The sequence below is a fragment of the Limnospira platensis NIES-39 genome (genome assembly GCF_026000695.1).
Taxonomy (GTDB): Bacteria; Cyanobacteriota; Cyanobacteriia; order Cyanobacteriales; family Microcoleaceae; genus Limnospira; species Limnospira platensis.
In genome coordinates this window covers 1,815,738-1,841,820 of record NZ_AP026945.1, presented here as the reverse complement: position 1 = coordinate 1,841,820, position 26,083 = coordinate 1,815,738, and the positions used below count along the sequence as shown (strand labels likewise).

Genomic DNA, 26,083 nt, shown 5'->3' with positions numbered 1-26,083 from the left:
CGATCAAAAGGGCAAGGGGAAAAGTAGGAGGCTGTTATAACTACCTACATAGACCTTTAAAAGTACCCCGGTGGATAGGACAAATCTAAAGATGGAATGCCCGCATAGATGGAACGTTTAAACCCCTCATTGGCTCTGCTAATAAATAAGTGAGTGTGCGAGATGTTTAGGAATGAAATAGGGCTGAGATGCTCGAAATAACCTCCTAGTGGGGACTTCAACCCCTTGGTTGAATACAAGAAACTCGTATCTCGTTTCTGAGCATCCCCATAACTGTTTATATGTCCCGACGTTGGGAGGAATCCAAACAAGGCAGGGAACTCAAGGTCAAGACTGAACGCTGGTGTTATGTACAGCAGGAAGTTGAGAGTAAAGGCGATAGCCACCCCCAGTTTCAGGACTCACAACCCGTCAGATTGAAGCGGGGAACGGAAGGCGTGAGGGAAACCTGTTCCCAATAACCCGACCACTGCCAATCATCTATGATTAGGGAAACCGAATGTCCGGCTTGAACCATCGTCAATTTATAGTAGCGAAACAGGTTGAAACGCTGCGCTCAAAAGAGCAAGGGGAAAGTAGGAGTTTACTTACACTACCTACACAGACCTTGAAAATACCCCGGTGGATAGGACAAATCTAAAGATGGAATGCCCATATAAACGGAACGTTTAAACCCCTCTTAGGCTCTGCTAATAAACAAGTGAGCAATATTACTCGCAAGCAGAGCGTGAAAAGTGTAAGCGTATGGTGCGAGACGTTCGGGTATTAAATAGGGCTTAAATGCCCGAAATAACTACCCGGTGAGGATTCCAGCTCCGAATCTGGATATAAGGAGACCTCTCCTGACCATCCTCATAACTGGTTATATGTCCCGACGCTTAGGGAACTAAGCAAAGCAGGGAACTCAAGGTCATAAACGAACTGAGAAATCAGGGAGTAGAGAGTAACGGCGATAGCCACCCCCAGTTTTGGAAATCATAACTCCAGGATTGAAGCGGGGGAACGGAAGGCGTAGGTCGGAACCCACCTCCTACTCGACCACTGCCAACCATCTATGATTAAGGAGACTGAATGTCCGGCTTGAACCATCGTAATACACTAGCAGCGAAATAGGTTGACACGCTGCGCCCAAAAGGGCAAGGGGAAAAGTAGGGGGTTCGTGCGACTACCTACACAGACCTTTAAAAGTACCCCGGTTCTGAGGACAAATCTAACGATGGAATGCCCATATAAACGGAACGTTGGTGCGAGACGTTCAGGCAAAAAATAAGGTTGAAATACCTGAAATAACCGCCTGGTGGGGACTTAAACCCCTTGGTTGAATATAAGGAGATCTCTCCTGACCATCCTCATAACTGTTTATATGTCCCAACGATTAGTATCCCACGATACAAATCAAGGCAGGGAACCCAAGGTCAAAACCAACTAACTCATACAAATTACTTATACAAATTCTACAAATAGATAAGTAGAAGTTAGAGAGTCAGGGTAACGGCGATAGCCACCCCCAGTTTTGGGAATCACAACCCCAGGATTGAAGCGGGGAACGGAAGGCTCCAAGGTGTAACCCAACACCAGAATCGAGACCACTGCCAACCATCCATGATTAGGGAAACCGAATGTCCGGCTTGAACCATCGTAATGATTGGGCAGCGAAACAGGTTGATACGCTGCGCTCAAAAGAGCAAGGGGAAAAGTAGGAACTTCAATGTCATAACTACACAGACCTTTAAAAGTACCCCGGTGGAAAGGACAAATCTAAAGATGGAATGCCCATATAAACGGAACGTTTTAACCCCTCTTAGGCTCTGATAATCTGGTCGAGAAAGTCAGTAGTGAAAGTGTAAGCGTAAGCCTATTAGGGGGTGAGATGTGACCAGAAGCCAACGCCAGACTGTAATGGTAGGGATATGCTAACGGGTCACGGTTTGATTGTAAGAATAGAGTCTAGTAGGTGTACAAATGGCGATAGCGAGTTTAAAGAAAGGATTTGGCAAGCCCAAACCAATCAAGACTACGAACAACGCATGGAAGGCCATCCCATGGACTAAGGTTCAACGGAAAGTTTTCAAGCTCCAAAAGAGTATATTTCAAGCAGCTAAATCGGGACAGGACGCAAAGGTAAGAAGGCTGCAACGTCTATTGGTGAAATCATATTATGCCCGACTCTTAGCAGTGCGACTGTAGGGGCGGGTTCCACGGTCAGCCATGCTTCCCAACAGTCAGCTTAATAAACCCGCCCCCCAAGCGGGTCAAGGTAAAAAGACGGTTGGAGTAGATGGTGTGATAGCAATATCCCCTAAACAAAGGCTAGAAATGACCGAGAAAATCAAAGGAAACCTCAAAGCAAAACCACTGCGAAGGGTGTGGATTCCAAAACCTGGTAGGGATGAAAAAAGCTGGAATAGGAATTCCCACAATCCAAGATAGAGCCAGGCAAGCCTTGGTTAAGTCGGCACTTGAGCCCGAATGGGAGTCAAGATTTGAGGGCACTAGCTATGGGTTCCGTCCCGGACGGTCAGCCCAGGACGCAATTGGTAGAATTTACACTGCCATAAATCAAGGACAATACTATGTACTTGATGCAGATATAGCGAAATGCTCTTACCGTGAACCATGATTATCTACTGTCCAAAATTCATTGTCCAAGCTGCCTAAAAAGAGACCTGAAACAATGGCTCAAAGCAGGCGTGCTAGATAACGGTGTATTTGAGGATACAGAAGCAGGGACACCCCAGGGAGGGGTAATAAGTCCAATACTCGCCAACATCGCACTGTTGGGAGTAGAAAGGCTAGTTAAAGGAATGTATCCAAATAAAGGCACAGCCACTCAGGTGAACCTTATAAGATATGCCGATGATTTTGTGGTCATCTCCAAAGACCTAGGAATCATTGAACAGTGCCAAACTGCTATCACCAAATGGTTAAAACCGGTAGGATTAGAGATTAAACCCGAAAAGACTCGAATTGGTCACACACTCAAACCTATTGAGTATAATGGCAAAACAGAAGAACCTGGGTTTGATTTTCTCGGATTCAATATCAGGCAATACCCAGTAGGAAAATACAAGTCTGGAAAAACAGGGGGATATAAGAGTCGATTAATCGGACATAAAACCCACATAAAACCCAGCCAAAAAGCAGTTGTTGCCCACACAGAAGTGATAAAAGGTGTAATTAAACGATATAAGACAGCACCTCAATCAGCCCTGATAAGTAGACTAAACCCAATTATAAGAGGATGGGCAAACTATTACTCAGCAGTAGTCTCAACAGAGACCTTCAATAAGCTAGATAATACAATCTGGCAAATGTTAAGGGCATGGACAATATCAAGATGCGGAAAGGCAAGTTACAAAAAGCTAAGTAATTATTTCAGACATGGAACAATTAAACTTAGCAATGGGAAAGAAAGACACGAAAATTGGCTATTCCAAACCAAAGATGGGATACATCTATTCAAACACATCTGGACCCCAATTGTCAGACACACCCTAATACGCCCCGACGCAACACTTTATGACGGAAATTGGACTTACTGGGCCACCAGGAAAGGACAAGCAATCGACACGCCAATTAGGGTAGCAAAACTACTCAAAAAACCAAAAGGTAGATGTACCTGGTGCGGGCAATTCTTTACCCCATCAGATTTAATTGAAGTAGACCACATTGTACCTAGAAGCCAAGGCGGAAAGGATGAATACAAGAATCTTCAATTATTACATCGCCATTGTCACGATGATAAAACAGCTCTTGATGAAAGAGATGTTGCTGTACTCTTAACAAAGAGACGGTCAAACTAGGAGCCGTATGAGGTGAAAGTCTCATGTACGGTTCTGCTGCTGAATGGGAGGGGTAGACCGTGAGGTTTATCTCGACCCCTAATTAACCCCTCTAATGCTCTGCCTATAAACAAGTGAGTAATGCAATTCACAAGGCAGTAGTGAAAAATGTAAGCGCATGCTTAGAGGGCTAAGGATGTGACCAGAAGCTAAAGCCCAATTGTCATGGTGGGGATATGCCCAATTGTCACGGTGGGGATATAGATACTGCGGTCAGTAAGAGTATAATGGCGAGGACGAGTTTAAAGACTACGTGCTGCATATAGCTCTGAACATCGAAGTAAAAAGCAGGTCTGTTGATTCTGCTCCTTTGACAAAACAGGGTATCCACACCAGGAGCCGTATGAAGGGAAACTTTCACGTATGGTTCTGAATGGGAGGGGATGGTGGTGACTCCATTCTCGACCCCTAACCCTTTCAGGGGAAAGGATGTGACTGAAAGCCAATGCCTAACTGTAATGGTTAGGATATGCCCACTAGTCACGGTGTGGATATAGAGACTGCGACAACTAAGAGTGTTTATGACGAGAGCGAGTTAATGACTACGTGGTTGTATATAGCTCCGAAAGTTGAGGTCATAAAGCAGGGGGTTGTAGCCCTGTTCCCAATGACAAAGGGGTATCCACACCAGGAGCCGTATGAGGTGAAAGTCTCAAGTACGGTTTGGAATTGGAGTTGGGGAAGGCGACTTCCCTTTCGACCATAACGAAATGCTCTTACCGTGAACCATGATTATCTACTGTCAAAAATTCATTGTCCAAGCAGCCTGAAGAGAGACCTGAAACAATGGCTCAAAGCGGGCGTGTTAGATAACGGTGTATTTGAGGATACAGAAGCAGGGACACCCCAAGGAGGGGTAATAAGTCCAATACTCGCCAACATCGCACTGTTGGGAATGGAAAGGCTAGTTAAAGGTGGAAAGGATGAATATAAAAATCTTCAGCTATTACACCGCCACTGTCATGATGATAAGACGGCACTTGACAATGCCAACGCTGTATCCTTAACAATGGAGCAGTCAGATTAGGATCCGTATGAGGTGAAAGTCTCAAGTACGGTTTTGTATGGGAGGGAGAGATGGTGACATCTCTCTCGACCCCTACTGGGTTCATGCCACACGTTCGATTTCTCTTATCATAGATGGTTGGCAGTGGTCGTATCTTGGTAGTAGGTTCTACCTCACGCCTTCCGTTCCCCGCTTCAACCTGAGGTTGTAAGCCCTCAAATTGGGGGTGGCTATCGCCTTATCTCTCAACTTTCTGCTATACTTGTAGAGTACGTGCGAAACGTTTAGGAGTGAAATAGGGCTGCGATGCCCGAAATAACCTCCTAGTGGGACTTTAACCCCTTGGTGGAATATAGGAATTGACTCTCTCATCCCCGACCATCCCATAACTGTTTATCTGTCCCGACGCTTGGAGCAATCTAAGCAAGGCAGGGAACTCAGGGTCAAGACTGATAGCTTAAACGATGGGAGTTGTGACCCATCTAGTAAAGCAGGAAGTTGAGAGATAAGGCGGTAGCCACCCCCAGTTTGAGGAATCATAACCCGTCAGATTGAAGCGGGGAACGGAAGGCGTGAAGTAGAACCTACTACCATATGCGACCACTGCCAACCATCCATGACTAAGGAAATCTGAATGTTCCGACTTGAACCATCGTAATAAGTAAGTAGCGAAATAAGTTGACACGCTGCGCTCAAAAGAGTAAGGGGAAAAGTAGGAGTCTCAACTCACTACCTACACAGACCTTTAAAATTACCCCGGTGGAAAGGACAAGTCTAAAGATGGAATGCCCGTATAAACGGAACGTTGAAACCCCTTTTAGGTTCTCAAGTGGCAGGATGTACCTGCACAGTAGTGAAAAGTGTAAGCGTATACCTTTAAGGGGAAAGGATGTGACTGAAAGCCAATGCCTAACTGTAATGGTTAGGATATGCCCACTAGTCACGGTGTGGATATAGAGACTGCGACAAGTAAGAGTGTTATGACGAAAGCGAGTTTAAAGATTACGTGTTGTATTTAGCTCCCAAAGTTGAGGTGACAAAGCGGGGGGTTGTAGCCCTGTTCCTACTGACAATAGGGTATCTACATTAGGAGTCGTGTGATGTGAAAGTATCAAGCACGGTTTGGAATTGGAGTTGGGGAAGGCGACTTCCCTTTCGACCATAACTACTTCTACGTTTAACAGCAGCAGTCCGTATATTGACCTTGAGATTCCCTTCCTTGCCTGGAGGTGAGTCCAAGCGTCGGGACATACAAACAGTTATTGGGTGTTCATGTCACCTTCATTTATCCAGACTCGGGGCTGGAACCCCACCAGGAGTTGATTTCAGGCATTGCAGCCTTATTTCTTCTCCTGAACGTTTCGCTCATATAAGAATATTTTACCATGCCCGACGACACTCCTGTTGCTATTGTCGATACTAATGAGGTTTATTGCCAATTTTATAATTTGGGACTAATTTCTTATCAACAGGCTTGGAGATGGCAGCAAGACTTAGTGGCCGATCGCATTAATTGTCCAAATTTAGAGGATATTTTGATTTTATTAGAACACCCGCCCGTTTATACCCTGGGACAGGGGGCTAGTTCTGAATTTCTCAAGTTTGACCCCCATGAGTCTGAATATGAACTGTACAGAGTTGAACGAGGGGGGGAAGTCACCTATCACTGTCCTGGCCAGTTGGTAGGATATCCGATTTTGAACCTGCGACGGCATCAAATGGACTTACATTGGTATTTGCGCCAACTAGAAGAAGTATTGATTCGGACAATTAGGGTTTGGGGAATTGAGTCCCAGCGCATCGAGGGTTTGACAGGGGTTTGGGTGGGGGAAACTAAAGTAGCAGCCATTGGGATTAAGGTCAGTCGCTGGATTACCATGCACGGGTTCGCCTTGAATGTTTGTCCTGACTTAACTGGATTTAAAGCGATCGTTCCCTGTGGTATTTCTGATTTCCCCGTAGGGAGTCTGGCTGAATTAGTCCCGGATATTTCCATCGAGCAAGTCCGGGATGTTCTCGCCGCCTGTTTTGCTGAAGTTTTTGGAGTCACCCTCGCCTGATTACAAGGGTCCGAAAAGGTGTAGGCACAGCGATGCCATAACTTGAGCCAAAGGAGCCCCACAAGGGGGGATGAGCCCATCAAAACTAAGATTTTGAAAGCGAGTTGCTGGGGTAGCAGCGAGTGCTTGCGGAAAGTTTCCTCCCATTGATTAGGAGATAGTCGGGGGATTAACCACTTGCCAAACTGGGCATATAAGGCTGGAATGACGGGGGAGGTCAAAGCCGTAGAGGTGAATAATCCTCCTAATACCACGATGGCGAGGGGTTGTAGAACTTCATTTCTGGTTCGGATTCTGTGCGTTCGCGCAGCGTGCCCGCCAGAAGTATCGCCAAGGGTAGCATTCCCAGAGCAGAAGTTAAAGCGGTCTGACCGATAGCGTGCAAACGTTCGCGGGGAGCCTTGAGTGATGACTTCTTTGAAGTGCATCCCTCTCCGGTTCGGATTCTGGTTGTAGTTATCCACCAACAGTAAACCATTGCGGACAGCCACCCCAAACAGCGTAATAAAACCGATTAGAGAAGCGATAGAAATCACCCCCCCCCGTTAGGACAATCGAGATAATACCCCCCACCAAGGCCAAGGGAAGATTGAGCATAATGGCCACAGTCGCGCCTGAGAGACACGCGCCAGCGAAGAACATCAAAATGGCAATTATAATCGCGGCTAGGATGCTATACCAGACCAGATTATTGGTGGCTTTTTGTTCCGCTTCAAACTGTCCGCCATATTGGATAAAGTAGCCATTGGGTAACTGGACATTTTGGCGGATAGCAGCCTGAATGTCACTCACCACACGGACTCAGTCTCGCGTTTGCGTTTGTAGCGCGGACACTACAATTAAACGAGACACATTTTCAAGTTCGGGTTCTACCACATTAGCCCCCATACCTTGACGAGACTCTAGCCACAGCACGCTAGGGGAATCATTTGTCCCGTGGGGGTAGAGAGGGGAATCGCCCCAATGGCATCTAAATTATTGCGTGAGGCGAAGTGCAACCGACGGTAATATTAATCAGTTGTTGATTTTCCGGGACTTGGGACACCACTTGACCATTGAGAGCGGTTTCCACCACCTCAGAAATGGCAGCCATGGTTAAACCATAACCAGACTGCAACTGGCGGTCATAATGAATTTGAACCCCGCGGATAGGTAATTGAGGTTCTAATTGTAAGTCGAAGGGCTCCCGCAATAGGTTTTATAGCATCTCGGACTTGTTAAGCGACTTGACGCAACTGGACTAAATCGGGGCCAAAAATTTTGACAGCGTTCGCGTAGCGTGTGCGTAGCACGTATCGCACTTCTGACCCCCGATAAAACTTCATCCATGCGGTGAGAAATAAAACCGCCAATATTAGGCGCAACACCGGGCAATTGCAGAAACTTCGCAAGCCAGTTGTTGAACAGCCGCCTCTCGGTCTTGTAGGGCAAGAAAACGAGACTCCACATCCACATGGGCCATGTTCACCCCCGCCCCATCAGCATCCCCCGGAGCGCGTCCAGCACGAACTTGTACCCATTCATAAAGGGGATGATCTTGTAGGGATTGAGCCAGAGCCATTCCCGCCCGATTGGTCATCTCCAAAGAGACCGACTGAAATAAAACCATAGAGTTCACCATAGATTTTTCCTGAAATCAGGCGCAGAAAACCCGTCCCAAGGAAGGCACAACGGCGCTATGTAGACAACGTAGGAGGCTAAGGCTAATCCTAAAATCAGTTGGGGAGTCCGGACCAGACAAGTCTCGCCGTGGGCGATACAAACGCGGATGCCCCACGTGAAATAAATGTGCCTTCTTGGGGGAGTTGATGATGAGCCAATAAAATAGCACAGAGGGCGGCCGAAAGGGTCCCCAGGCCAAGGTAGAAGCGACAATGGAGAGCAAATAAGCCCAACCCATGGGGGCAAAAATCCGCCCTTCTACCCCCGTTAAAGTAAAAATGGGGGCAAAGACGACGATGATAATAACCGTGGAAAAAATGACAGCCAACGCCACCATGACCGAAGTTTCATAAACCAGACAACCGAGAAAGGGGGGGTTGGGGTTTTCTTGGGTTTGATTCCGCCGTAAACCGCGATAGCAGTTTTCCATATCCTGGGGGGGCATCATCGACAACTGACCCAATCGCCACCACTAAGCCCCCCAAGGTCATGGTATTAATCCCTAAACCAAAGGCTTTCATGAACATTAAGCCAATCAAGAGAGATAAGGGAATGGCACTCAGGGTAATGATAGCCGTGCGCCAATTCATTAAAAAGAGCAACATAATTACCGACACGATGATGATGCCTTGAATGAGGGAGCCGCTAACGTTGCCAATAGCAGAATCAATAAAGTTTGACTGGCGGAAGGTGCGTTGAACCCGGACATCGGCGGGAAAGGTGGACTGTAGGGAGTTCATCACCGCTTCCACCGCTTGGGTGACGGTGGGGGTATCTACATCCGGTTGCTTGTTAATCATCAATACAACAGCCGGCTGTCCGTTGAAGCTGGCATCTAAGAGTTTAAGTGCTGCTCCGGTTTTGACTTCCGCCACATCTTGGAGCTTTGGAGGTTCGCCGTCTTGAACGGCCGCCACTGACTGCTGTAAGTCGGCGTCGGTGTTCATCTGTCCGATCCCTCGGACGAGTAACTCTTGACCCCCCCCTCGCCGAACCCCCCCGGGGCGTTGGAAGGGGCGGACCGTGCGGCGGCAGTGACTTCATTGAGGGAGACTTGGCGCGATCGCAACAGTTGTGGATTCACGGTTGCCTGGTTTTCCCGTTCATCCCCCCCATAAATAGTCACCTGAGACACACCTGGCACCCGGAGAATCTGATTTCTGAGGGTAACATCCACCAAACGGCGTAAATCCATCAGAGAGGTTTCTCCCTGACCATTGACCGTAAAGGCATATTGCAGAATCGTTCCCAACGGAGAGACTAAGGGGGAAATTTCCGGCGGATGAATCCCTTGGGGCAGTTGACTCCGGTTCGGATTCTGTTGGAGTCGGTCCAACTGCAGCCTGCCGCGCTTGGTAAATATCAGCCTCTTGGTCAAAGACAACATGAACCATAGAGAGTCCCCAATTGGAGGACGAACGAACCAGACAACGGTGACACTGGGTAAGCCATTCACGGTTGCCTGGTTTCACCCTGAACCGTAATCTGAGCCTCTACTTACTCCGGAGCCAAACCAACCGCCTCAGTTTGGATATCTACTTGAGGGGGAGCAAAGGGAGGGAAAACATACTCGGGCATTTGAGTAATTGTCACCAACCCCCAGATGGTGATGACCAGAGATCCAATCACCATTAACCACCGTTGAGCAATGGAATTTTTTAGCGGCGGATTTTGAATGGTGTTAAACATCGACGGGCTATCAACCTCCCTTATTTGTCAGAGAAGAGATTTTTGTTCCGACGACTTCCGGATCCAGAAGAAAATCCCACCACAGAAGAGCAAAACTCCTCCACGGGCGGCGGCTAGTGTTCATTAGGGAAAACTGAGTGGCTTGTAAGGTACATTGCGCTCTGTATTGTCCTCATGGGTGTCTGGTTTTGGGGGGAAACTTCATCGGTGGGAGTGGTGGCGGTTTCTGGACCCGGTACCGTTGTTGCGGTTTGGGTTTTGCGGGATTCAGCATAGAGGGATAAACTGCCCCACCTCACGAGTTGTTCCCCAACGGATAACCCGTTTGTGACTTCGACCCATTCCCCGTTTGTTGCTCCGATTTGCACTCCGGAGGGTTCATAAAAACTACCATACAAGACAAAGGCTAACTGTTTCCCCTACGCATCGACTAAGGCGCTTGCTATGAACAAGAACGCGGGAACTGCCATCAAAGGCGCACTTGCATGGGAGCCCGACGGGTCCCGAGGAGGGGATCGGTTTCTGGGTTGACGGGAACTCGGTCAATCCCGCCTTCGGCTTGAAACTCCCGGGGCCGTGTCCCACATGGGCTAGGGTTAGGGTGGGTGTGCCGAAAATTAAGCCCAGAGCGAACATTGAGCCAATCATAGAAGTTGTGTTCATTAGACCTCCTCACAAAAACATGGGGTTTTCTGCCAAATCTTCCCCAGTGTGCCAAAGAGGAGATGAAATCTAGGTGAAATCTCACCCCTTTTTTCTCGCAGTCTGTTAACCTCGATCGCAGTCGTCTCCCCCTTGCACACGATGCGAATTCTGTTGGTCGAAGATGAAGCGGAATTAGGATAGGCGGACCGCGCAAGTTCTGGTCAATGAGAAATATATTGTCGATTGGGTGACGCGGCCGAGTGCAGGCCTGGCATTGCGATCGAAAGTCAGTGGACGGATTACACGGTGGCGATTGGCCGATTGGCTTGTGCCGGAGTTGTCGGGTTTGGAGTTATGTCAACGCATCCGCGCGAACCCGCACCCTCTACCCATTTTGATGTTAACGGCTCTGGGACAACCGGATCATCGAATTACTGGACGTAGGTAGCACCTACGCGGCGATTATTTGGTGAAACCTTTTGTGATGGCGGAATTATTGGCAAGGGTTGCGCGCACGGACCGCGGCGATCGCCCACCCTCCAACCCCAAACCCTGACTTGATGAGCATTTATGCGCATCGGCGCGACGAACAATACTATCTGTAATCGACTCACCCAACCTCACTCAATGATTCCCTTAACGGTCAAAGAATTTCAGATTTTTGCCTATTTAATGCAAAATCCCGATCGCATTATTCCGGGGAGTAAAATCCGCTATCAACTTTGGTAGGGGGAGGAAGAACCCATCAGTAATGTGGTGGCGGCGCAAATGCGCTTATTACGGCGCAAACTAGCGAGTTATGGCGCTTGTATGCCCCATTGAAACTATTCGCGGTCAGGGCTATCGTTTTAAGTTGAATCCCGAAGCCCCATCCTCGTCAGAAGGCTCTTTGGGGTAGTTCACCCCGCCCGACGCGATGAATAGCTATCAACTGTTTCGCCATAGCAGAATCCGTCTGGCCCTTTGGTATGCGTTAGTGATGGGTGGGATTTTGGGTTGATCAGGGTTTGGGGTGTATCGCTCTCTGATTCAGTCGAGGACCGGCGGCGATGGAACGGGAAATGGAATCGATTGCTGGGACACTTCATGATAGTTTGGAACCGATGCTCCCTCAATCTGGAGATCCAACGGGTCGGAGAAGGGCAAATTTTTCCCGATTTATGTCTAAAAGGAAAACCGATTGTTACCATCATCCCCGATTTATTCAACGTCATACCATTGGCATTAGCGATCGCAGTACCTACTATATCCGGGTGTTCAATCATCGCGGTGAACTCTTAGCCTTTTCCCCCAACCATCCTCTCCCCTTACCCCAAACCTTCAACCCCCCCGATTGGCAAACCTTTCGCAGTGCGAGAGGGACGCGCTACCATCAATTCACTACCATTCTCCACAGTGCGGGGGTTAATCCTCAAACGCCAATGCACTTAGATTCCTCTTGGGGATATATCCAAATTGGACGCACGAAGCGCGATGTTTGATGCAGAAGTTAATCGAATGAGGTGGATTTTAGGTTTAGGGTTTCCTTTGGCGTTAGGTTTAGTCGTGGTGGCTGGTTGGTGGCTGTCTGGATTAGCGATGCAGCCGATTTACCAATCCTATCAACAGCAACAACAGTTTACTGCCAATCCGGACCATGAACTGCGCTCTCCCCTCCGGACTCTTTTAGCAACTATTGAGGCTATTTTACGGGTTCCCCCATCAAATCCCCAGCAAATGCAGGCGATGCTACAAACCCTTGAACGACAGGGACGACGTTTAAGCCATTTAATCGCCGATTTATTATTTCTCAGTACCTTGGAACATCAATCCTCCAGCCAAGCCTTTAAACCCTGTTGTTTAAATGATTTAATTCATGATTTAACTGAAGAATATGCAGAATTTGCAACTAGGCGCGGAAATTCATCTAATGCAAGAAGTTCCGGCTCCGGAAATTTATGTGTTAGGTAATGAATCTCAGCTTTATCGTTTAGTGTCCAATTTAATCGCTAATGCCATTCAATATACGCGCCATAGCAGGGGAAGTGGTTGTGAGTTTAATGGTGCGCGATCGCACGGCTTTAATTACAGTCCAAGATACAGGGATTGGCATGGCCGATCGCCGCCCCAACTCGAATTTTTGAGAGATTTTATCGGGTGGATAGCGATCGCTCTCGCCCAACTGGGGGAACCGGATTAGGACTAGCCATAGCACAGGCGATCGCTTATCATCATCAAGGTTCTTTGACGGTCAAAAGTGAACTCGGAAAAGGCAGTTTATTCACCCTGCAATTTCCTTGTATAGCAGAACCAAAGTTGCTTAAAAACTTCCCCTCTCTGAAACGGTGAGTCTTTCAAGGGGATTTGAGATTAGAAGGGAATCGGATCGTCATCACCCGGAGTATCTGACCCTGATGGTTCAGGGTTAGGAGTAACGGGAGAGCGAGTTGCAGGTAGCTCATATTCTAATCCAGAGGTTGGGGGATTAGGGCTCGTGCGGTTACGACTACCAAGGGGGACCACATTACTCGGGGCGGAACTGGGGGCGGAACTGGGGGCGGAATGAGTGTTGATTGGGGTTTCTGGGTTGCCAGATATCAAACTACTGATAGTATAAATCCGCGTCGCGACCAATTCGGCTCGCTTCTCTTTAAAGCCTTCGGGTCTTTCCACCACGTTCATCCCCAAGCGACCTTCGATGAGTACACAATCGCCCACATGATAGTTTTGTCCAATTTCTTGGGCCGTATTTCCCCATCCAATTACTTTTAAGTGTGATGGGGGGTCATTGGGTCGGTTACTGCTGAACTCGACTAACATTTCGGCAATGGGTATTTGATTATCGGCTGTGTAGCGCAGTTGTGGTTCCTGAATAATTTTAGCGGTCAAAATACAGCTATTCATGAAAATTATGTCTCTTGAAAACAGTAGGTTACAGATTTAGAGCTCTGAATCAGGGCTAATAGTCTTCTCGGTTCATACCTTGAACTTGATTTACAAAATCTTGTACCATATTTCGGTATTCTCTGAGGGTAGTATCAGCCCAATCTCGATCGTCGCTGTTGGCATAGATATGGATTAGGGGTTCTCCGGCATCGGGAAGGATCAAAATCCAATTATCGTCTTGGTAGTTAATGAGTTTGACTCCATCGATCAATTCTAAGTTTTCTGGGGCATGGGTTTCTACTAGATGTCGCATGAGTGCGCCTTTAACAGACCAAGGACAACGAACAGTATAGCGACGGTGTATGACATGGGGGAGATCGGTGCGAATTTGACCGAGCGATCGCTCCTGTGTGGTCAGAATTTCAATCATTTTGGCAATCGAGAACATGGCATCAAAACCGGGGTGCATTTGGGGGAAGATGAACCCCATATCACCACTACCGCCGAGTACGACATTAGGATGAGCTTGACAGGCTTCCATTAAAGCCGTGGGGTTGGCTTTAGTGCGGATAACTATGCCATCGTGTCGTCGGGCGATTTGTTCGACGGCGGAGGAGGCTTGAACGGGTACTACCACCGTGCTTCTGGGGTGAGCGGTCAGAACCATAGTCACCATCAGGGCGGTTAGTTCTTCTCCCCTAATTAGGCTACCACTTTCATCTACTAAAATAAACTGTTCGCCGTTAGCATAGACTTGAACGCCGAAATTAGCTCTCAGGGCTTCCACCACTCGGCCCAGTTGATCGAGTAGGTTTTCGCGATCGCTTGGGGAAATAGCAATTTGATTCAGACTAGCATTGAGGACGACCGCATCACAACCAAACTTAGCCAGTAGTCGGGGTAAAAGGGCTCCCGATACTGCATAGACGTAATCTATCACCACTTTAGCGTTGCTGTGGCGCAGGCTTTCGATATTGAGGTGTCTTTCAAAGGCGGTGCGGTAGGTGTCGATCACTTCGCTGGGGTAGGTCATGTTACCAATTTCGGAGACTCCGGCGCGTCGCAGGTCTTCCTTGAAGTAAGCACCTTCAATTTTTTTCTCTTTGGCTTTGGTGATGTTAATGCCTTTGTTGTCGAGAAATTCAATCAGAATCTGATCGGAGCGATCTGGAGATAGGCGCACATGAATACCGCCAACAACGGTGAGGTTACGAATCACGGTGCGGACTACGGGAATAGCGGTGTCTTCTAGGTTAAGGACATTGACTCCCACGGACATCAAGCCCGAAATTAGCGATCGCGTTACCATGCGAGAAATCCGCCGTTGGTCACGGGATACCGCAACGGTGGCGACTTGTTTGAGAGTTGACCCGTAGGCGGCTCCTAGTTTAACCGCAAATTCGGGGGTAATATCAATGTTAGCGAGTCCGAGAACCCCCCGTTGACCGAAAAGGTTACGCCTAGCGGTGTTTCCCCAAATTAGGTTGATGTTGAGGGTAGCCCCAGATTCAATTTTTTTACTAGGCCAAACGCGGACATTGGGGCTGATCAGGCTTTCTTCTCCTACGGTGGATAGGGAGCCGACTACTGCCCCTTCCAGGACGTGGGCGCGGCGGTCTACCCTGGCTCCTCTAGCAATCACACAGGCGCGTAAATGTACGTCCTCACCGATAATGGCTCCATTCCAAACAATGGGGCGTTTCAGGTTAGCATCACTCCCTACAGTGACATTATCTCCGAGGATAGTTCCGGCTTCTAATTGCGATCGCGGTCCAATTCTACAGTTATTACCAATAATGACTGGGGCTTCAATGCGGGCATAATCATCAATGTAGGTGTTTTCCCCGACCCAGACTCCTGGCGATCGCTCTTCGTAGGGAAAATCTAGCTTAACTTTTCCGCGTAATGCGTCATATTGGGATTCACGATAGGCTTCTAAATGACCCACATCGCACCAGTAACCGTCTGCAATAAAGCCATACATAGGAACCCCTTTGTCTAATAAAAGCGGAAAAAGGTCGTTGGAAAAATCGCATTCCTGATTAGGGGGCAGATATTCCAGGACTTCCGGTTCTAGGACATAGATTCCCGTGTTGACCGTATCGGAAAATATTTCGCTGGTGGAGGGTTTTTCTAAAAACCGCTTGATGCGTTGATTCTCGTCCGTAATCACCACGCCAAAATCGAGGGGGTTGGGAACCCGGGTTAATATCAACGTAGCCTTCGATTTTTGGGAAGTGTGAAACTTAACGGCGGCGCTGAGGTCAAAATCAGTAATGCTATCGCCACTGATCACTAAGAAGGTACTGTCTAGGAGTTCGGCAATATTTTTGACACATCCTGCAGTTCCCAGAGGTTGATCCTCTTCCACCGAATAGGTCATTTGAACGCCAAAGTCGCTGCCATTATGGAAGTATTCCCGCATGATGTCGGGTAAATAGTGCAGGGTAGCGATAACTTCCTGGAAGTGGTGCCGCCTCAGTAGGTTAATGATATGTTCGGCAATGGGGCGGTTGAGTATAGGCACCATTGGTTTGGGTAAATCACAGGTAAGAGGTCTGAGTCGCGTTCCTGACCCCCCAGCCATCAGCACTGCTCTCATAATTCCTCCTGGCGGCTTATTAAAAACAATCTTAAACTTTTCCGGCTAAGATTTAGCTTTTCTTTAGATTCATTTTGGTTTTGCTCACTGAATGCTGCCCAATCATAAATTTTTATGAATTTCGCCGAAAAGTTTGAGTGTACAGGGCTAGATTGTATTTAATTTTACCCCTTTGTGGGCAGGTTAGTTGATATAACTAAGTTCCATTTCACAGATGATTTGGAGGCAAGTATGCAATATACATTTAATCTGGTGGGAGTTTCTCCAATTCTTTCGTTTTTTTACCAGCAACAGCAGCAACAGGAACAACAGACCAGCGGCATTGAATATCTGGGTCATCGTCAGTGTACCCTGGATATGTTTCTTGAATCGGTGGAAATGGTGGCATCGAAGCAGGGATGGCAATGCGATCGCGTTGTGGATACGGTGATTAATTTTTGGATGAATAATTCTGAGAGTATCCAGTATTGGAAAGGCAGACTTGAGGATGCTGGTCACGAGAATTTGCTGGTGGCGCGGGTGGCTGATTTGAAGTCTTTGCGGACTACTTTTGAGTCGTTACTTGATGCTTAATGGGTACATGGCGGGTGGCGGGTGGTTTCAGGAAAATCAGAAGAAACCCGCCCCATGATGGTGTGCCATAAATAGTTAACTATTGATATGATTTGGGATCGCACTCTTGATCCGGTTGGCTGATGGGTGCGAGTTGTTTCGTGGCTTGATCTGATGTCTCGTGCTAAAGCGCTGCAATTTTATGTGATTACTCGCCTGTTATTGGCTCCACTAATGTTGTGGACGATTACTTCGGTGGTGTTTCTGTTGTTGCGGGCGACACCAGGTGATCCGGTCGATGCTATTCTTGGCCCTAGAGCCCCTAGTGCGGCTAAGGAGGCGTTGCGATCGCAGTTGGGTTTGGGGGGGTCGTTGCTAGAACAATATATAAGTTATATGGGGGCTCTACTGCGCTTCGATTTGGGCACTTCTATAACTACTCAAGGACAGTCGGTCTGGCAGATTATTAGTGATCATTTTCCCGCTACCGTCGAATTAGCAGTTTTTAGTATGTTGGTGGCGGTCGTGGTGGGAATTACTGTCGGGGCTGTGGCCGCTTTTAAACCTAATACTATTTGGGACACTGGGGGACGCTTATTTGGAATTATTACTTATTCGGTTCCCGCTTTTTGGGCGGGGATGCTGTTGCAGTTGATTTTTGCAGTCTGGCTGGGCTGGTTTCCTTTGGGGAATCGTTTTCCGGTGACCGTGACTCCTCCTCCTACTTATAGCGGACTTTATACCGTTGATAGTTTGTTGAGTGGCAATTTGGGGACTTTCTGGACGACTATATATTATCTGTGTCTTCCCTGTGTGACTTTGGGCATTTTGCTCAGTGGGATTTTTGAGCGCATTGTCCGCGTCAATTTGAGACAAACTCTACAAGCTGATTATGTCGAGGCGGCACGGGCGCGAGGAGTGCCGGAGTTACGGATTTTGCTGGCTCATGCTCTCAAAAATGCCATGATTCCCGTTATTACTGTGTTGGGGCTGACTTTTGCTGCCTTGTTGGGGGGGGCGATTTTAACTGAGGTCACTTTTTCTTGGCCGGGATTGGCTAATCGCTTGTATGAGGCTATCCGTCTGCGGGATTATCCCACGGTTCAAGGGGTGGTGGTATTTTTGGCCGTTATTGTGGTGGCGGCTAGTTTGGCGATCGATATTTTGAATGCTTGTATTGACCCACGGATTCGCTATTAATTCCCTGTCAGAAAATATACTTAGTTATTAATACTTAGTTATTTTTCTTAATAAATTTTAACAAACCAAAGGGCGTTGGCAGTGTATAAAGGATATTTGAAGGGGTGAGAAGGAAGGCGAATGTTGATTTATGAAGTTTGATTAACATTTGTATCAAAATATAAAATTCTTCTCATAAACCCTGTACAATCTTTTAAGATTTCGGAAAGTGTTCTAGGATACTGAAGAAATGAACCACGGGGCAATTGTTAAAAGCCTTTGTCGATGGTTCGCCCCGGAAGGGGTCTTAGGAGGTGACACCGATGGATTGATTGTCGTGATCATTCATGGTGTGTCCAATCCCAACTCAACTCTAAGCAAGTCAACAAGTAGGAGATAAATCCATGTTTGATGCCTTCACCAAGGTGGTTTCTCAAGCTGATACTCGCGGCGAAATGCTGAGTACAGCTCAAATCGATGCTCTGAGCCAAATGGTTGCTGAAAGCAACAAACGTTTGGATTCTGTTAACCGCATTACCAGCAACGCTTCCACCATTGTTTCCAACGCTGCTCGTTCTTTGTTCGCAGAGCAACCCCAACTGATTGCTCCCGGTGGAAACGCCTACACCAGCCGTCGTATGGCTGCTTGCTTGCGTGACATGGAAATCATCCTGCGCTATGTAACCTACGCTGTGTTTGCTGGCGATGCAAGTGTTCTCGAAGATCGTTGCTTGAACGGTTTGCGTGAAACTTACCTGGCTTTGGGAACTCCCGGTTCTTCCGTTGCTGTCGGTGTTGGCAAAATGAAAGAAGCTGCTCTGGCGATCGTTAACGATCCCGCAGGTATCACTCCTGGTGATTGTAGCGCTTTGGCTTCAGAAATCGCTGGTTACTTTGACCGTGCTGCTGCAGCAGTTTCCTAATCAAGCAGATCCATAGCATATAACAATTGAAACAGTTTAGCTGAAGTCTAAGTGACTGGACTTCTGTTTGTTACCTAATTTTTTGTAAACCAATCGGGAGATAACTCGAGAATGAAAACCCCCCTAACCGAAGCAGTTTCTATCGCTGATTCCCAAGGTCGTTTCCTAAGCAGCACCGAAATCCAAGTAGCTTTTGGCCGTTTTCGTCAAGCCAAAGCTGGTCTGGAAGCTGCTAAAGCTTTGACCTCTAAAGCTGATAGTCTGATCAGTGGTGCTGCCCAAGCAGTGTACAACAAGTTCCCCTACACCACCCAAATGCAGGGACCTAACTACGCGGCAGACCAACGCGGTAAGGACAAATGTGCTCGTGACATAGGCTACTACCTGCGGATGGTAACTTATTGCCTGATTGCTGGTGGAACTGGCCCCATGGATGAGTACCTGATTGCCGGTATTGATGAAATCAACCGGACTTTCGAGCTTTCTCCAAGCTGGTACATTGAAGCCCTGAAATACATCAAAGCTAACCACGGTTTGTCTGGTGACGCTGCTGTTGAAGCTAACTCCTACCTCGACTACGCGATCAACGCCCTGAGCTAGGTCCTTTTTTGCGTTGCCCGGAACGGTAAATAGCTGTTAGCAATTGGGTTATCAGTTATTTAGCAGTCCGGGCATATTTTATTAAAGCGGGATGAGCTTGGTAAAATCGGTATCCGAGATTACCTAACCGATTAAAAAGAGTTTTTTTCTCTATAACGTAAAAAAATCGGGAGAAGATTAATAATGGTTGGTTTAGCAGAAGCAAGTCGCCTAGGAATCAGAGCTTTTGAAGAGTCTGAGCGAGTGGAACTGCGCCCTAACTTCACCGAGGGTGATGTCCAAGCTGTGATTTGGGCTGCATATCGTCAGGTGATGGGTAATGAACACCTGATGCAACGGGAGCGCTTAACTAGTGCTGAGTCTTTGTTGCGCCAGGGTGAAATTACGGTGCGGGATTTTGTGCGAGCCTTAGCTGTTTCGGAACTGTACCGGAAAAAGTTTTTTTATGGCAATAGCCAAGTTCGGTTTATTGAACTGAACTATAAGCATTTGCTGGGTCGGGCTCCTTTGGATGAGTCAGAAATGGCGTTTCACGTTGATCTGTATAACGAGGAAGGCTACGAGGCGGAAATTAATTCTTACCTGGATTCTCCTGAGTATTTGGAGAGTTTCGGTGAAAATGTGGTCCCTTACTACCGTGGTTTTGCTACCCAACGGGGTCAGTGGACTGTGGGATTTAACCGGATTTTCCAACTTTACCGGGGATACGCGAATAGCGATCGCGCCCAGAACCAAACCCAAGGACGTTTAACTTGGGAAGTCGCTCGCAATACTTCTTCGCCGATTTGTCCAGCAGGTAGCGGACAGGCTCTGGTGGGGGCCAATGGTGGCGATCGCGGTCAATTATATCGTGTGGTAGTAGTACAAAAACCCACGCAGTTGACACCGAGAATGCGTAAAGCTACAGCAGAGTACACAGTAGCCTACGAGCAACTTTCAGGACAGTTGCAGCGGATCAACCGCATGGGCGGACGGGTCATCAGCGTGACCCCTGCTTAGAACAGCAAGTTGTTAACTGTTAACCAGTTAATAACAATAGCATAATCAAGTTAGATTGTCTAGGACTAAAGCCGCAAGTAATTCCGTTGTGATTATAGGAGGATTTAAGTGGCCATTACAACCCAATCGTCTCGGTTAGGGACAACAGCTTTCCAGGAGAGTTCTCCGGTAGAGTTGCGTCCCAATTGGAGTCGTGAAAATGCCCAAGAGGTAATTCGTGCGGTATACCGTCAATTGCTGGGTAATGATTATCTGATGAGTTCTGAGCGCCTCATCAGTGCGGAGTCGCTGTTGTGCGATGGTAGCATCACTGTACGCGAATTTGTGCGGTGCGTGGCGAAGTCAGAACTTTATAAAAAGAAATTCTTTTACCCGAATTTCCAGACCCGTGTAATTGAACTAAATTACAAACACCTGTTGGGTCGGGCTCCCTATGATGAGTCAGAGGTGGTTTTCCACTTAGACTTATACCAAAACGAAGGGTACGATGCCGATATCGATTCTTATATTGATTCTCCAGAATATCTGGAGAGCTTCGGCGAGAATATTGTTCCTTACTACCGTGGTTTCGAGACTCAGCGGGGACAAAAAACGGTTGGTTTCACCCGGATGTTCCGTCTGTATCGGGGTTATGCTAACAGTGATAGCGCCCAAGGTGAAGGCACTATGTCTCGTCTGGCGCAGGAACTAGGTTCTAACCGCGCTTCTGTGGTAGTGGCTCCTTCTGGGGATTCGGATGGTTGGTCCTATCGTCCATCTGGACAGAGTGTAACTCCTAGCACTGGGTTCAGCCAAGGTGGAGTTCTGCAAGCGGGACGGACTTACCGTCTGGAGGTTTCTGGAATTCGTGAGCGCCGTTATCCCAGAGTACGTCGTTGCAGTAAGGCTTTCATTGTTCCTTATGAGCAGCTTTCGGCACAACTGAGGGAAATTCAGCGCCAAGGTGGCACAATTGCCAGCATTACGCCTATTTAGAATGGCAAGAGAAAACTTGATTGTTTTGGGAGATTAATAGGAACAATGTTGGGTTACATCAGTGCTGGAAAAATGGGGAGTAGTCCTTCGGGCGCTCGCTTCTTTAAATACGAAGTGGTGGGAATACGTCAGAATGACGAAACCGACAAGAGTGAATATCAGATTCGCTCGAGTGGGAGTCAATTTGTAATTGTTCCTTACAATCGGATGAATCAGGAAATGCAGCGGATTAACCGCATGGGTGGTAAAATTGTTAGCATTGAGCCGATGACTACCGATAATACGGTGTCTGAAGCTGAGGGCGAATAATTTAGACCATTCAATTCTGATTTTCATGCAGGATTCTGAATCAAAAACCCCAGGTGCATCCCCCCTAGTGGGCGCAGATAATGCGCCTTTAACTGGGGGAGAAGCTGAAGGGGGTGATGCTTGGACAGTAGAACAGGCGATCGCCGCCCTAAACCATCAAGAACCAAATCGTCGCTATTATGCGGCTTGGTGGTTGGGGCGTTTTCGTGTTGATGAACCGATCGCAGTTGATGCGTTAATTAGGGCTTTGGATGATGAGTCCGATCGCACGGCCGACGGGGGCTACCCTTTACGGAGAAATGCGGCTCGGGCTTTGGGTAAATTGGGCGCGCGGCGCGCGGTGACTCCCCTAGTCAAATGCTTAGATTGCCCAGATTTTTATGTACGAGAGGCGGCGGCTCAGGCTTTGGAAGGTCTGGGAGACTCTAGTTGTGCTTCGGCTTTGCGTGGGTTATTGGTGGGTGGAGTAGAAGATACTGAACCGATAGCGGGTAAACCCCATTTAAAACAGCCTTATGATGCGGTAATTGAAGCCATAGGAACCCTGGGTGCAACTGAGGCGTTAGCTGATATTGAACCTTTTATAAACCATCCGATCGCTAGAATACAATATGCGGCTTTGAGGGCTATGTATCAGCTTACGGGTGATCGGGTTTATGGCGATCGCTTAATTGTGGCTTTGGGGGGGGAAGATTTACAATTGCGACGCAGTGCTTTAATGGATTTAGGGGCGATCGGATACCTTGAGGCGGCGGAACCTATCGCCAATACCCTAGCTGAAAATAGCCTGAAACTAATTGCTTTACAGGGAATTCTGGAACATCATCTCAGTCAAATTGGCGACAAATGCCTATCTGAAGAGGCAGTTAAAATCATGAAGCTGATGGATTCTCTATTATGACAAGGGTTGAGGAACTAATTTTAGCGGTTGAACAGGCGGACTCTGCGGGAAAACTGATAGGGGCGGTGTCACAATTGGCGGCGACGGGTTCTGTGGATGCAGTACCAATGTTAATTCGTGTTTTGGGTTACAACAACCCTGGGGCGGCGGTGGCGGCGGTTGAGGGATTAATAGCCATTGGTAAACCTGCTGTGGTGGGGCTACTAGAGAGGTTAGATGGTTATAACTATGGTGCTAGGGCTTGGGCGGTGCGGGCTTTGTCTGGTATTGGTGATCCTAGGGGTTTGGATGTTTTGCTGGAGGCGGCGGGTAGTGATTTTGCTCTGAGTGTGCGTCGTGCGGCGGCGCGGGGTTTGGGAGCAATTCACTGGGAGGATATGTCATCAGAAGTGGTGTCTGAGGCTAAGGAAAGAACCCTAAAAACTCTGCTGCATACTTCTGAAGATACGGAATGGATCGTTCGTTATGCGACGGTTGTGGGTTTGGAAGGTTTGGCGGCTTCTGAGGTGGATAAGCCCAATTGGTTTACACAGGTTGCTGAAAGGTTGGAGGGGATGGTTAATAATGATGAAACTCCGGCGGTTTCTGCTAGGGCTAGTCTGGCGAGGGTAAACTTAGGGATTAGTTAATAATTAGTTGCTTTTGGGATGTTGGGATTTTACTGTGACCTACGAACCGCTTCACCACAAATATCGTCCCCAAACTTTTGCTGCTCTGGTGGGTCAAGAGACGATCGCTCAAACTCTGACTAATGCGATCCGGTCGCGGCGTATTGCTCCGGCTTATTTATTTACCGGTCCGAGGGGTACTGGTAAAACTTCTAGTGCGCGGATTTTAGCGAAATCTCTTAACTGTCTACAAAGTTCTAACCCGACAGAAACTCCCTGTGGTATTTGCGAGGTCTGTCGGGGTATCACTACGGGAGCGACGTTAGATTTTGTGGAGATTGATGCTGCTAGTAATACGGGAGTTGATCATATCCGGGATTTAATTGAACGGACGCAGTTTTCCCCGGTTCAATGTCGCTATAAGGTCTATGTAATTGATGAATGTCTGACGGGTGATGCTCTGATTTTAAGCGATCGCGGATGGCTGAGAATTGATGATCGGACTCTCGAAGAATGTCGAGTTCTTAGTTATAATGAGTCTACTCAACAATGGGAATGGCAGCAGGTTTTACGCTGGCTTGACCAGGGGGTTCGTGAGACTTGGAAAATTAAAACTATTCGGACTGAGATTAAATGCACTGGTAATCATCTGATTAGGACAGATAAAGGCTGGGTAAAGGCGGCAGATATTACCCCCAATATGAAGATATTATCACCGGAAATTGATGTGGCTGTCAATACGGGATTACAAGAGGTAGAATCTATCGAAAAGTTAGGGGTTAATCATGTCTATGATATTGAGGTAGAACATAATCATAATTTTGTGGCGAATGGTCTGCTAGTTCACAATTGCCATATGTTGAGTACGGCGGCTTTTAATGCTTTACTAAAAACCTTGGAAGAACCACCCGATCGGGTGGTGTTTGTGCTGGCGACTACGGACCCTCAACGGGTTCTCCCGACGATTATTTCTCGATGTCAGCGCTTTGATTTTCGGCGCATTCCTTTACAAGCCATGGCGACTCATTTAGAAACTATCGCCGCTAAGGAAAACATTGCTATTACACCGGAAGCGGTGATGATGGTGGCTCAAATTGCTCAGGGAGGATTAAGGGATGCGGAAAGCCTGTTAGACCAATTAAGTTTACTGTCAGGTGAAATTACTGTAGAACGGGTTTGGGACTTGGTGGGGGCGGTTCCTGAACGGGATTTGATGACTTTATTAGAGGCGATCGCAGAGGGTAACGCGACGGGGATTTTAGACCAAACCAGGGAGTTACTTAACCGGGGTCGAGAACCTTTAATTGTGCTGCAAAATCTGGGGGAATTTTACCGAGATTTATTAATCGCTAAAAGCGCACCAAATCGCCAGGATTTAGTGAAACTTACTCAACCGACTTGGGAAAGTTTATGTGCGTTTTCCCAACGCTGGGAACATGAAATTATCCTGGCTGGTCAAAAACATCTGCGCGATAGCGAGGTACAGATTAAAAATACCACTCAGCCGCGTTTATGGTTGGAGGTGACTTTATTAGGGTTATTACCGGAGGCTTTGCGTCCTCAAACTGTATCTACAGAGGTGGTAAATGTACAGCCTCAGCCTACCTCAAAAATGAGGTCACAGCCTGTTTATAAGCCTCCTGCGCCTACTCAAGCTCCCTCAGAAGCTGTTCCTGTGTCTGCTGCACCCCCGCCGCCGCCACCACCCCCGCCGCCATTAGAACAGCCTACTACTGCTCATCAAGAGGAACCTGTAAACTATGGTCTGGGGGAACTTTGGGAACAGATACTTAGTGCGATCGAACAATTTGGAACTCAGGCTTTGATGCGTCAACATGGTTGTTTGCGATCGCACCATGGTAATGTAGTCTGTATTGGGATTAAATCGCCTCCATTATTAAAAATAGCCCAGACGAAAATTGCTAGTTTAGAAGTTGCTTGTCAGAAGGTTTTTAAGACTAAAATTCAGGTAAATTTAGAAGTGGGAATGGGGCCGATTTCTCCTGGGGTTGAGCCTGAAAAAAAACCGATGACTGAGAGGGTACAGCCTCCACCACCTCCACCGGAACCCCCGCCACCACCTACTAGGGAAACAGAAACTGATAAACCGCCCGAATTAACAACTCCTAAGACGGCGGAGGTTTCGGTTAACGTAGATCATGATTTAAATAATACTCCGGTTGATGATGTGGCTATGGCGGCTGAAAAACTGGCGGAGTTTTTTGATGGGGAAATTATCCCTTTGTCTACGGAAAATACACAGGTGACAACTGTTTCTTCTTCTTCTGTGGAATTCGAGGATACTATAGAGTTTGATTCTCCAGAAGATGATGACAGTGAAGATGACGTACCTTTTTAAGTCTTACTGGAGAAATCGGGTTTCTTGGCAGTGTTGAATAAAAAATCAAGCGTATAGCCATGTTACCCCCACGAGACCATGATAAGCGATCGCTCTGAGTTTGTCAAGGGGTCTGGGAGAAATCGGGTTTTTTGAGGGGGTAGTGTTGAATAAAAAATCAAGCGTATAGCCATGTTACCCCCACGAGACCATGATAAGCGATCGCTCTGAGTTTGTCAAGGGGTCTGGGAGAAATCGGGTTTTTTTGTTGACTCTCCAGTTCACAGGAGACTTTAAACTCAATGTATGAAATTGTCAAAGGTAAATT

31 protein-coding genes and 3 pseudogenes are annotated in these 26,083 nt (G+C 47.6%); 23 read left to right on the top strand and 11 right to left on the bottom strand.

Going from position 1 to position 26,083, the window contains the following annotated elements:
• The first annotated feature begins 281 nt into the window (after nucleotides 1-281).
• The 6 genes and pseudogenes from N39L_RS09075 to N39L_RS09050 form a co-directional block, all read left to right on the top strand.
• The gene (locus tag N39L_RS09075) at nucleotides 282-461 is read left to right on the top strand and encodes a hypothetical protein (RefSeq protein WP_035736381.1); all 180 of its coding nucleotides are present in this window, start codon (nucleotides 282-284) and stop codon (nucleotides 459-461) included.
• Nucleotides 462-1,962: 1,501 nt separating this feature from the next.
• Nucleotides 1,963-2,187 (top strand): reverse transcriptase N-terminal domain-containing protein, encoded by a 225-nt coding sequence (locus N39L_RS09070; protein WP_014275009.1) that lies wholly within the window; start codon nucleotides 1,963-1,965, stop codon nucleotides 2,185-2,187.
• A 21-nt stretch (nucleotides 2,188-2,208) separates the two neighbouring features.
• A complete protein-coding gene (locus N39L_RS09065) occupies nucleotides 2,209-2,430 on the top strand; it encodes a hypothetical protein (protein WP_014275008.1) in 222 nt (73 codons plus the stop codon).
• Nucleotides 2,390-2,620 (top strand): reverse transcriptase domain-containing protein, encoded by a 231-nt coding sequence (locus tag N39L_RS09060; protein ID WP_014275007.1) that lies wholly within the window; start codon nucleotides 2,390-2,392, stop codon nucleotides 2,618-2,620. The genes N39L_RS09065 and N39L_RS09060 overlap by 41 nt, the downstream gene beginning before the upstream one ends.
• A complete protein-coding gene (locus tag N39L_RS09055) occupies nucleotides 2,610-3,803 on the top strand; it encodes a group II intron reverse transcriptase (RefSeq protein WP_014275006.1) in 1,194 nt (397 codons plus the stop codon). The genes N39L_RS09060 and N39L_RS09055 overlap by 11 nt, the downstream gene beginning before the upstream one ends.
• 760 nt (nucleotides 3,804-4,563) lie before the next feature.
• A pseudogene (locus N39L_RS09050) lies at nucleotides 4,564-4,788 on the top strand (group II intron reverse transcriptase/maturase); the annotation flags it as partial.
• Nucleotides 4,789-5,934: 1,146 nt separating this feature from the next.
• Here the strand turns inward: N39L_RS09050 and N39L_RS09045 are convergent.
• On the bottom strand, nucleotides 5,935-6,099 hold the full coding sequence (locus N39L_RS09045) for a hypothetical protein (protein WP_162270035.1): 165 nt from the start codon (nucleotides 6,097-6,099) through the stop codon (nucleotides 5,935-5,937).
• 134 nt (nucleotides 6,100-6,233) lie between these two features.
• On the opposite strand from N39L_RS09045, the gene lipB reads away from it, so the two are divergent.
• Nucleotides 6,234-6,908 carry a lipoyl(octanoyl) transferase LipB gene (gene lipB, locus N39L_RS09040; RefSeq protein ID WP_006618337.1) on the top strand — a complete coding sequence of 225 codons (675 nt, stop codon included), beginning with the start codon at nucleotides 6,234-6,236 and terminating at the stop codon, nucleotides 6,906-6,908.
• Nucleotides 6,909-7,511: 603 nt separating this feature from the next.
• On the opposite strand, the pseudogene N39L_RS09035 reads toward lipB, so the two are convergent.
• From N39L_RS09035 to N39L_RS33275, 7 genes and pseudogenes are all read right to left on the bottom strand, one after another.
• A pseudogene (locus tag N39L_RS09035) lies at nucleotides 7,512-7,700 on the bottom strand (efflux RND transporter permease subunit); the annotation flags it as partial.
• Nucleotides 7,701-7,878: 178 nt separating this feature from the next.
• Complete coding sequence (locus N39L_RS09030; RefSeq protein ID WP_237766253.1) at nucleotides 7,879-8,025, bottom strand: hypothetical protein; 147 nt, start codon at nucleotides 8,023-8,025, stop codon at nucleotides 7,879-7,881.
• Nucleotides 8,026-8,262: 237 nt separating this feature from the next.
• Nucleotides 8,263-8,529 (bottom strand): hypothetical protein, encoded by a 267-nt coding sequence (locus N39L_RS09025; RefSeq protein WP_014275001.1) that lies wholly within the window; start codon nucleotides 8,527-8,529, stop codon nucleotides 8,263-8,265.
• 15 nt (nucleotides 8,530-8,544) lie between these two features.
• Nucleotides 8,545-9,000, bottom strand: a complete 456-nt coding sequence (locus N39L_RS09020) for an efflux RND transporter permease subunit (RefSeq protein WP_353912562.1) — start codon at nucleotides 8,998-9,000, stop codon at nucleotides 8,545-8,547.
• A pseudogene (locus N39L_RS09015) lies at nucleotides 8,918-9,957 on the bottom strand (efflux RND transporter permease subunit). The gene N39L_RS09020 and the pseudogene N39L_RS09015 overlap by 83 nt, the downstream one beginning before the upstream one ends.
• Nucleotides 9,958-10,067: 110 nt before the next feature.
• Nucleotides 10,068-10,259 carry an efflux RND transporter permease subunit gene (locus N39L_RS09010; RefSeq protein WP_014274997.1) on the bottom strand — a complete coding sequence of 64 codons (192 nt, stop codon included), beginning with the start codon at nucleotides 10,257-10,259 and terminating at the stop codon, nucleotides 10,068-10,070.
• Nucleotides 10,260-10,372: 113 nt separating this feature from the next.
• Entirely contained in the window at nucleotides 10,373-10,627 is a 255-nt protein-coding gene (locus N39L_RS33275; RefSeq protein WP_481646940.1) for a hypothetical protein, read from the bottom strand.
• 524 nt (nucleotides 10,628-11,151) lie between these two features.
• On the opposite strand from N39L_RS33275, the gene N39L_RS09005 reads away from it, so the two are divergent.
• The 6 genes from N39L_RS09005 to N39L_RS08980 all read left to right on the top strand — a co-directional run bounded on the left by N39L_RS09005 (nucleotide 11,152) and on the right by N39L_RS08980 (nucleotide 13,232).
• Nucleotides 11,152-11,352, top strand: coding sequence for a response regulator (locus N39L_RS09005; protein ID WP_014274995.1), 201 nt, complete (start codon nucleotides 11,152-11,154; stop codon nucleotides 11,350-11,352).
• A gap of 179 nt (nucleotides 11,353-11,531) precedes the next feature.
• On the top strand, nucleotides 11,532-11,633 hold the full coding sequence (locus N39L_RS09000; RefSeq protein ID WP_231852140.1) for a helix-turn-helix domain-containing protein: 102 nt from the start codon (nucleotides 11,532-11,534) through the stop codon (nucleotides 11,631-11,633).
• 431 nt (nucleotides 11,634-12,064) lie between these two features.
• Nucleotides 12,065-12,385, top strand: coding sequence for a hypothetical protein (locus N39L_RS08995; RefSeq protein ID WP_190490420.1), 321 nt, complete (start codon nucleotides 12,065-12,067; stop codon nucleotides 12,383-12,385).
• Nucleotides 12,360-12,854, top strand: coding sequence for a sensor histidine kinase (locus N39L_RS08990; RefSeq protein WP_199318168.1), 495 nt, complete (start codon nucleotides 12,360-12,362; stop codon nucleotides 12,852-12,854). The genes N39L_RS08995 and N39L_RS08990 overlap by 26 nt, the downstream gene beginning before the upstream one ends.
• Before the next feature lie 41 nt (nucleotides 12,855-12,895).
• Complete coding sequence (locus N39L_RS08985; protein WP_014274991.1) at nucleotides 12,896-13,027, top strand: HAMP domain-containing histidine kinase; 132 nt, start codon at nucleotides 12,896-12,898, stop codon at nucleotides 13,025-13,027.
• A complete protein-coding gene (locus N39L_RS08980) occupies nucleotides 12,990-13,232 on the top strand; it encodes an ATP-binding protein (protein ID WP_199318169.1) in 243 nt (80 codons plus the stop codon). The genes N39L_RS08985 and N39L_RS08980 overlap by 38 nt, the downstream gene beginning before the upstream one ends.
• Nucleotides 13,233-13,253: 21 nt before the next feature.
• Here the strand turns inward: N39L_RS08980 and N39L_RS08975 are convergent, their stop codons facing one another.
• Entirely contained in the window at nucleotides 13,254-13,787 is a 534-nt protein-coding gene (locus N39L_RS08975) for a single-stranded DNA-binding protein (protein ID WP_006618340.1), read from the bottom strand.
• A 55-nt stretch (nucleotides 13,788-13,842) separates the two neighbouring features.
• Entirely contained in the window at nucleotides 13,843-16,371 is a 2,529-nt protein-coding gene (locus N39L_RS08970; RefSeq protein WP_014274989.1) for a mannose-1-phosphate guanyltransferase, read from the bottom strand.
• A gap of 231 nt (nucleotides 16,372-16,602) precedes the next feature.
• Here N39L_RS08970 and N39L_RS08965 point away from each other — a divergent pair, with 231 nt between their 5' ends.
• The 10 genes from N39L_RS08965 to dnaX all read left to right on the top strand — a co-directional run bounded on the left by N39L_RS08965 (nucleotide 16,603) and on the right by dnaX (nucleotide 25,776).
• Nucleotides 16,603-16,944: a hypothetical protein gene (locus tag N39L_RS08965; RefSeq protein ID WP_014274988.1), complete on the top strand. Its 342-nt coding sequence runs from the start codon at nucleotides 16,603-16,605 to the stop codon at nucleotides 16,942-16,944.
• Between the two features lie 153 nt (nucleotides 16,945-17,097).
• Nucleotides 17,098-18,123 carry an ABC transporter permease gene (locus tag N39L_RS08960; protein WP_014274987.1) on the top strand — a complete coding sequence of 342 codons (1,026 nt, stop codon included), beginning with the start codon at nucleotides 17,098-17,100 and terminating at the stop codon, nucleotides 18,121-18,123.
• 383 nt (nucleotides 18,124-18,506) lie between these two features.
• Nucleotides 18,507-19,025, top strand: coding sequence for a C-phycocyanin subunit beta (cpcB, locus tag N39L_RS08955; protein ID WP_006618344.1), 519 nt, complete (start codon nucleotides 18,507-18,509; stop codon nucleotides 19,023-19,025).
• Between the two features lie 111 nt (nucleotides 19,026-19,136).
• Nucleotides 19,137-19,625 carry a C-phycocyanin subunit alpha gene (cpcA, locus tag N39L_RS08950; RefSeq protein WP_006620876.1) on the top strand — a complete coding sequence of 163 codons (489 nt, stop codon included), beginning with the start codon at nucleotides 19,137-19,139 and terminating at the stop codon, nucleotides 19,623-19,625.
• Between the two features lie 183 nt (nucleotides 19,626-19,808).
• Nucleotides 19,809-20,624 carry a phycobilisome linker polypeptide gene (locus N39L_RS08945; protein WP_006618346.1) on the top strand — a complete coding sequence of 272 codons (816 nt, stop codon included), beginning with the start codon at nucleotides 19,809-19,811 and terminating at the stop codon, nucleotides 20,622-20,624.
• A gap of 108 nt (nucleotides 20,625-20,732) precedes the next feature.
• Complete coding sequence (locus N39L_RS08940; RefSeq protein WP_014274986.1) at nucleotides 20,733-21,599, top strand: phycobilisome linker polypeptide; 867 nt, start codon at nucleotides 20,733-20,735, stop codon at nucleotides 21,597-21,599.
• Nucleotides 21,600-21,644: 45 nt separating this feature from the next.
• On the top strand, nucleotides 21,645-21,908 hold the full coding sequence (cpcD, locus tag N39L_RS08935) for a rod-capping linker protein CpcD (protein WP_014274985.1): 264 nt from the start codon (nucleotides 21,645-21,647) through the stop codon (nucleotides 21,906-21,908).
• A gap of 25 nt (nucleotides 21,909-21,933) precedes the next feature.
• A complete protein-coding gene (gene cpcE, locus N39L_RS08930) occupies nucleotides 21,934-22,809 on the top strand; it encodes a C-phycocyanin alpha-cysteine-84 phycocyanobilin lyase subunit CpcE (RefSeq protein WP_014274984.1) in 876 nt (291 codons plus the stop codon).
• Nucleotides 22,806-23,438 (top strand): C-phycocyanin alpha-cysteine-84 phycocyanobilin lyase subunit CpcF, encoded by a 633-nt coding sequence (gene cpcF, locus N39L_RS08925; RefSeq protein ID WP_014274983.1) that lies wholly within the window; start codon nucleotides 22,806-22,808, stop codon nucleotides 23,436-23,438. Before cpcE ends, cpcF begins: the two co-directional genes overlap by 4 nt.
• Before the next feature lie 34 nt (nucleotides 23,439-23,472).
• Complete coding sequence (gene dnaX / locus N39L_RS08920; RefSeq protein ID WP_014274982.1) at nucleotides 23,473-25,776, top strand: DNA polymerase III subunit gamma/tau; 2,304 nt, start codon at nucleotides 23,473-23,475, stop codon at nucleotides 25,774-25,776.
• Nucleotides 25,777-25,933: 157 nt separating this feature from the next.
• Here the strand turns inward: dnaX and N39L_RS08915 are convergent, their stop codons facing one another.
• Nucleotides 25,934-26,074, bottom strand: coding sequence for a hypothetical protein (locus N39L_RS08915; protein ID WP_162097028.1), 141 nt, complete (start codon nucleotides 26,072-26,074; stop codon nucleotides 25,934-25,936).
• Between the last annotated feature and the right edge of the window lie 9 nt (nucleotides 26,075-26,083).

Excerpts from the sequence above, each read along its gene's own strand:
- N39L_RS09075 (WP_035736381.1), top strand. The coding sequence starts at position 282 with ATGTCCCGACGTTGGGAGGAATCCAAACAAGGCAGGGAACTCAAGGTC.
- N39L_RS09070 (WP_014275009.1), top strand. The coding sequence starts at position 1,963 with ATGGCGATAGCGAGTTTAAAGAAAGGATTTGGCAAGCCCAAACCAATC.
- N39L_RS09065 (WP_014275008.1), top strand. The coding sequence starts at position 2,209 with ATGCTTCCCAACAGTCAGCTTAATAAACCCGCCCCCCAAGCGGGTCAA.
- N39L_RS09060 (WP_014275007.1), top strand. The coding sequence starts at position 2,390 with ATGAAAAAAGCTGGAATAGGAATTCCCACAATCCAAGATAGAGCCAGG.
- N39L_RS09045 (WP_162270035.1), bottom strand. The coding sequence starts at position 6,099 with ATGTCCCGACGCTTGGACTCACCTCCAGGCAAGGAAGGGAATCTCAAG.
- lipB (WP_006618337.1), top strand. The coding sequence starts at position 6,234 with ATGCCCGACGACACTCCTGTTGCTATTGTCGATACTAATGAGGTTTAT.
- N39L_RS09025 (WP_014275001.1), bottom strand. The coding sequence starts at position 8,529 with ATGGTGAACTCTATGGTTTTATTTCAGTCGGTCTCTTTGGAGATGACC.
- N39L_RS09020 (WP_353912562.1), bottom strand. The coding sequence starts at position 9,000 with ATGGAAAACTGCTATCGCGGTTTACGGCGGAATCAAACCCAAGAAAAC.
- N39L_RS09010 (WP_014274997.1), bottom strand. The coding sequence starts at position 10,259 with ATGTTTAACACCATTCAAAATCCGCCGCTAAAAAATTCCATTGCTCAA.
- N39L_RS09000 (WP_231852140.1), top strand. The coding sequence starts at position 11,532 with ATGATTCCCTTAACGGTCAAAGAATTTCAGATTTTTGCCTATTTAATG.
- N39L_RS08995 (WP_190490420.1), top strand. The coding sequence starts at position 12,065 with ATGTCTAAAAGGAAAACCGATTGTTACCATCATCCCCGATTTATTCAA.
- N39L_RS08985 (WP_014274991.1), top strand. The coding sequence starts at position 12,896 with ATGCCATTCAATATACGCGCCATAGCAGGGGAAGTGGTTGTGAGTTTA.
- N39L_RS08975 (WP_006618340.1), bottom strand. The coding sequence starts at position 13,787 with ATGAATAGCTGTATTTTGACCGCTAAAATTATTCAGGAACCACAACTG.
- N39L_RS08970 (WP_014274989.1), bottom strand. The coding sequence starts at position 16,371 with ATGAGAGCAGTGCTGATGGCTGGGGGGTCAGGAACGCGACTCAGACCT.
- N39L_RS08965 (WP_014274988.1), top strand. The coding sequence starts at position 16,603 with ATGCAATATACATTTAATCTGGTGGGAGTTTCTCCAATTCTTTCGTTT.
- N39L_RS08960 (WP_014274987.1), top strand. The coding sequence starts at position 17,098 with ATGTCTCGTGCTAAAGCGCTGCAATTTTATGTGATTACTCGCCTGTTA.
- cpcB (WP_006618344.1), top strand. The coding sequence starts at position 18,507 with ATGTTTGATGCCTTCACCAAGGTGGTTTCTCAAGCTGATACTCGCGGC.
- cpcA (WP_006620876.1), top strand. The coding sequence starts at position 19,137 with ATGAAAACCCCCCTAACCGAAGCAGTTTCTATCGCTGATTCCCAAGGT.
- N39L_RS08945 (WP_006618346.1), top strand. The coding sequence starts at position 19,809 with ATGGTTGGTTTAGCAGAAGCAAGTCGCCTAGGAATCAGAGCTTTTGAA.
- cpcD (WP_014274985.1), top strand. The coding sequence starts at position 21,645 with ATGTTGGGTTACATCAGTGCTGGAAAAATGGGGAGTAGTCCTTCGGGC.
- cpcE (WP_014274984.1), top strand. The coding sequence starts at position 21,934 with ATGCAGGATTCTGAATCAAAAACCCCAGGTGCATCCCCCCTAGTGGGC.
- cpcF (WP_014274983.1), top strand. The coding sequence starts at position 22,806 with ATGACAAGGGTTGAGGAACTAATTTTAGCGGTTGAACAGGCGGACTCT.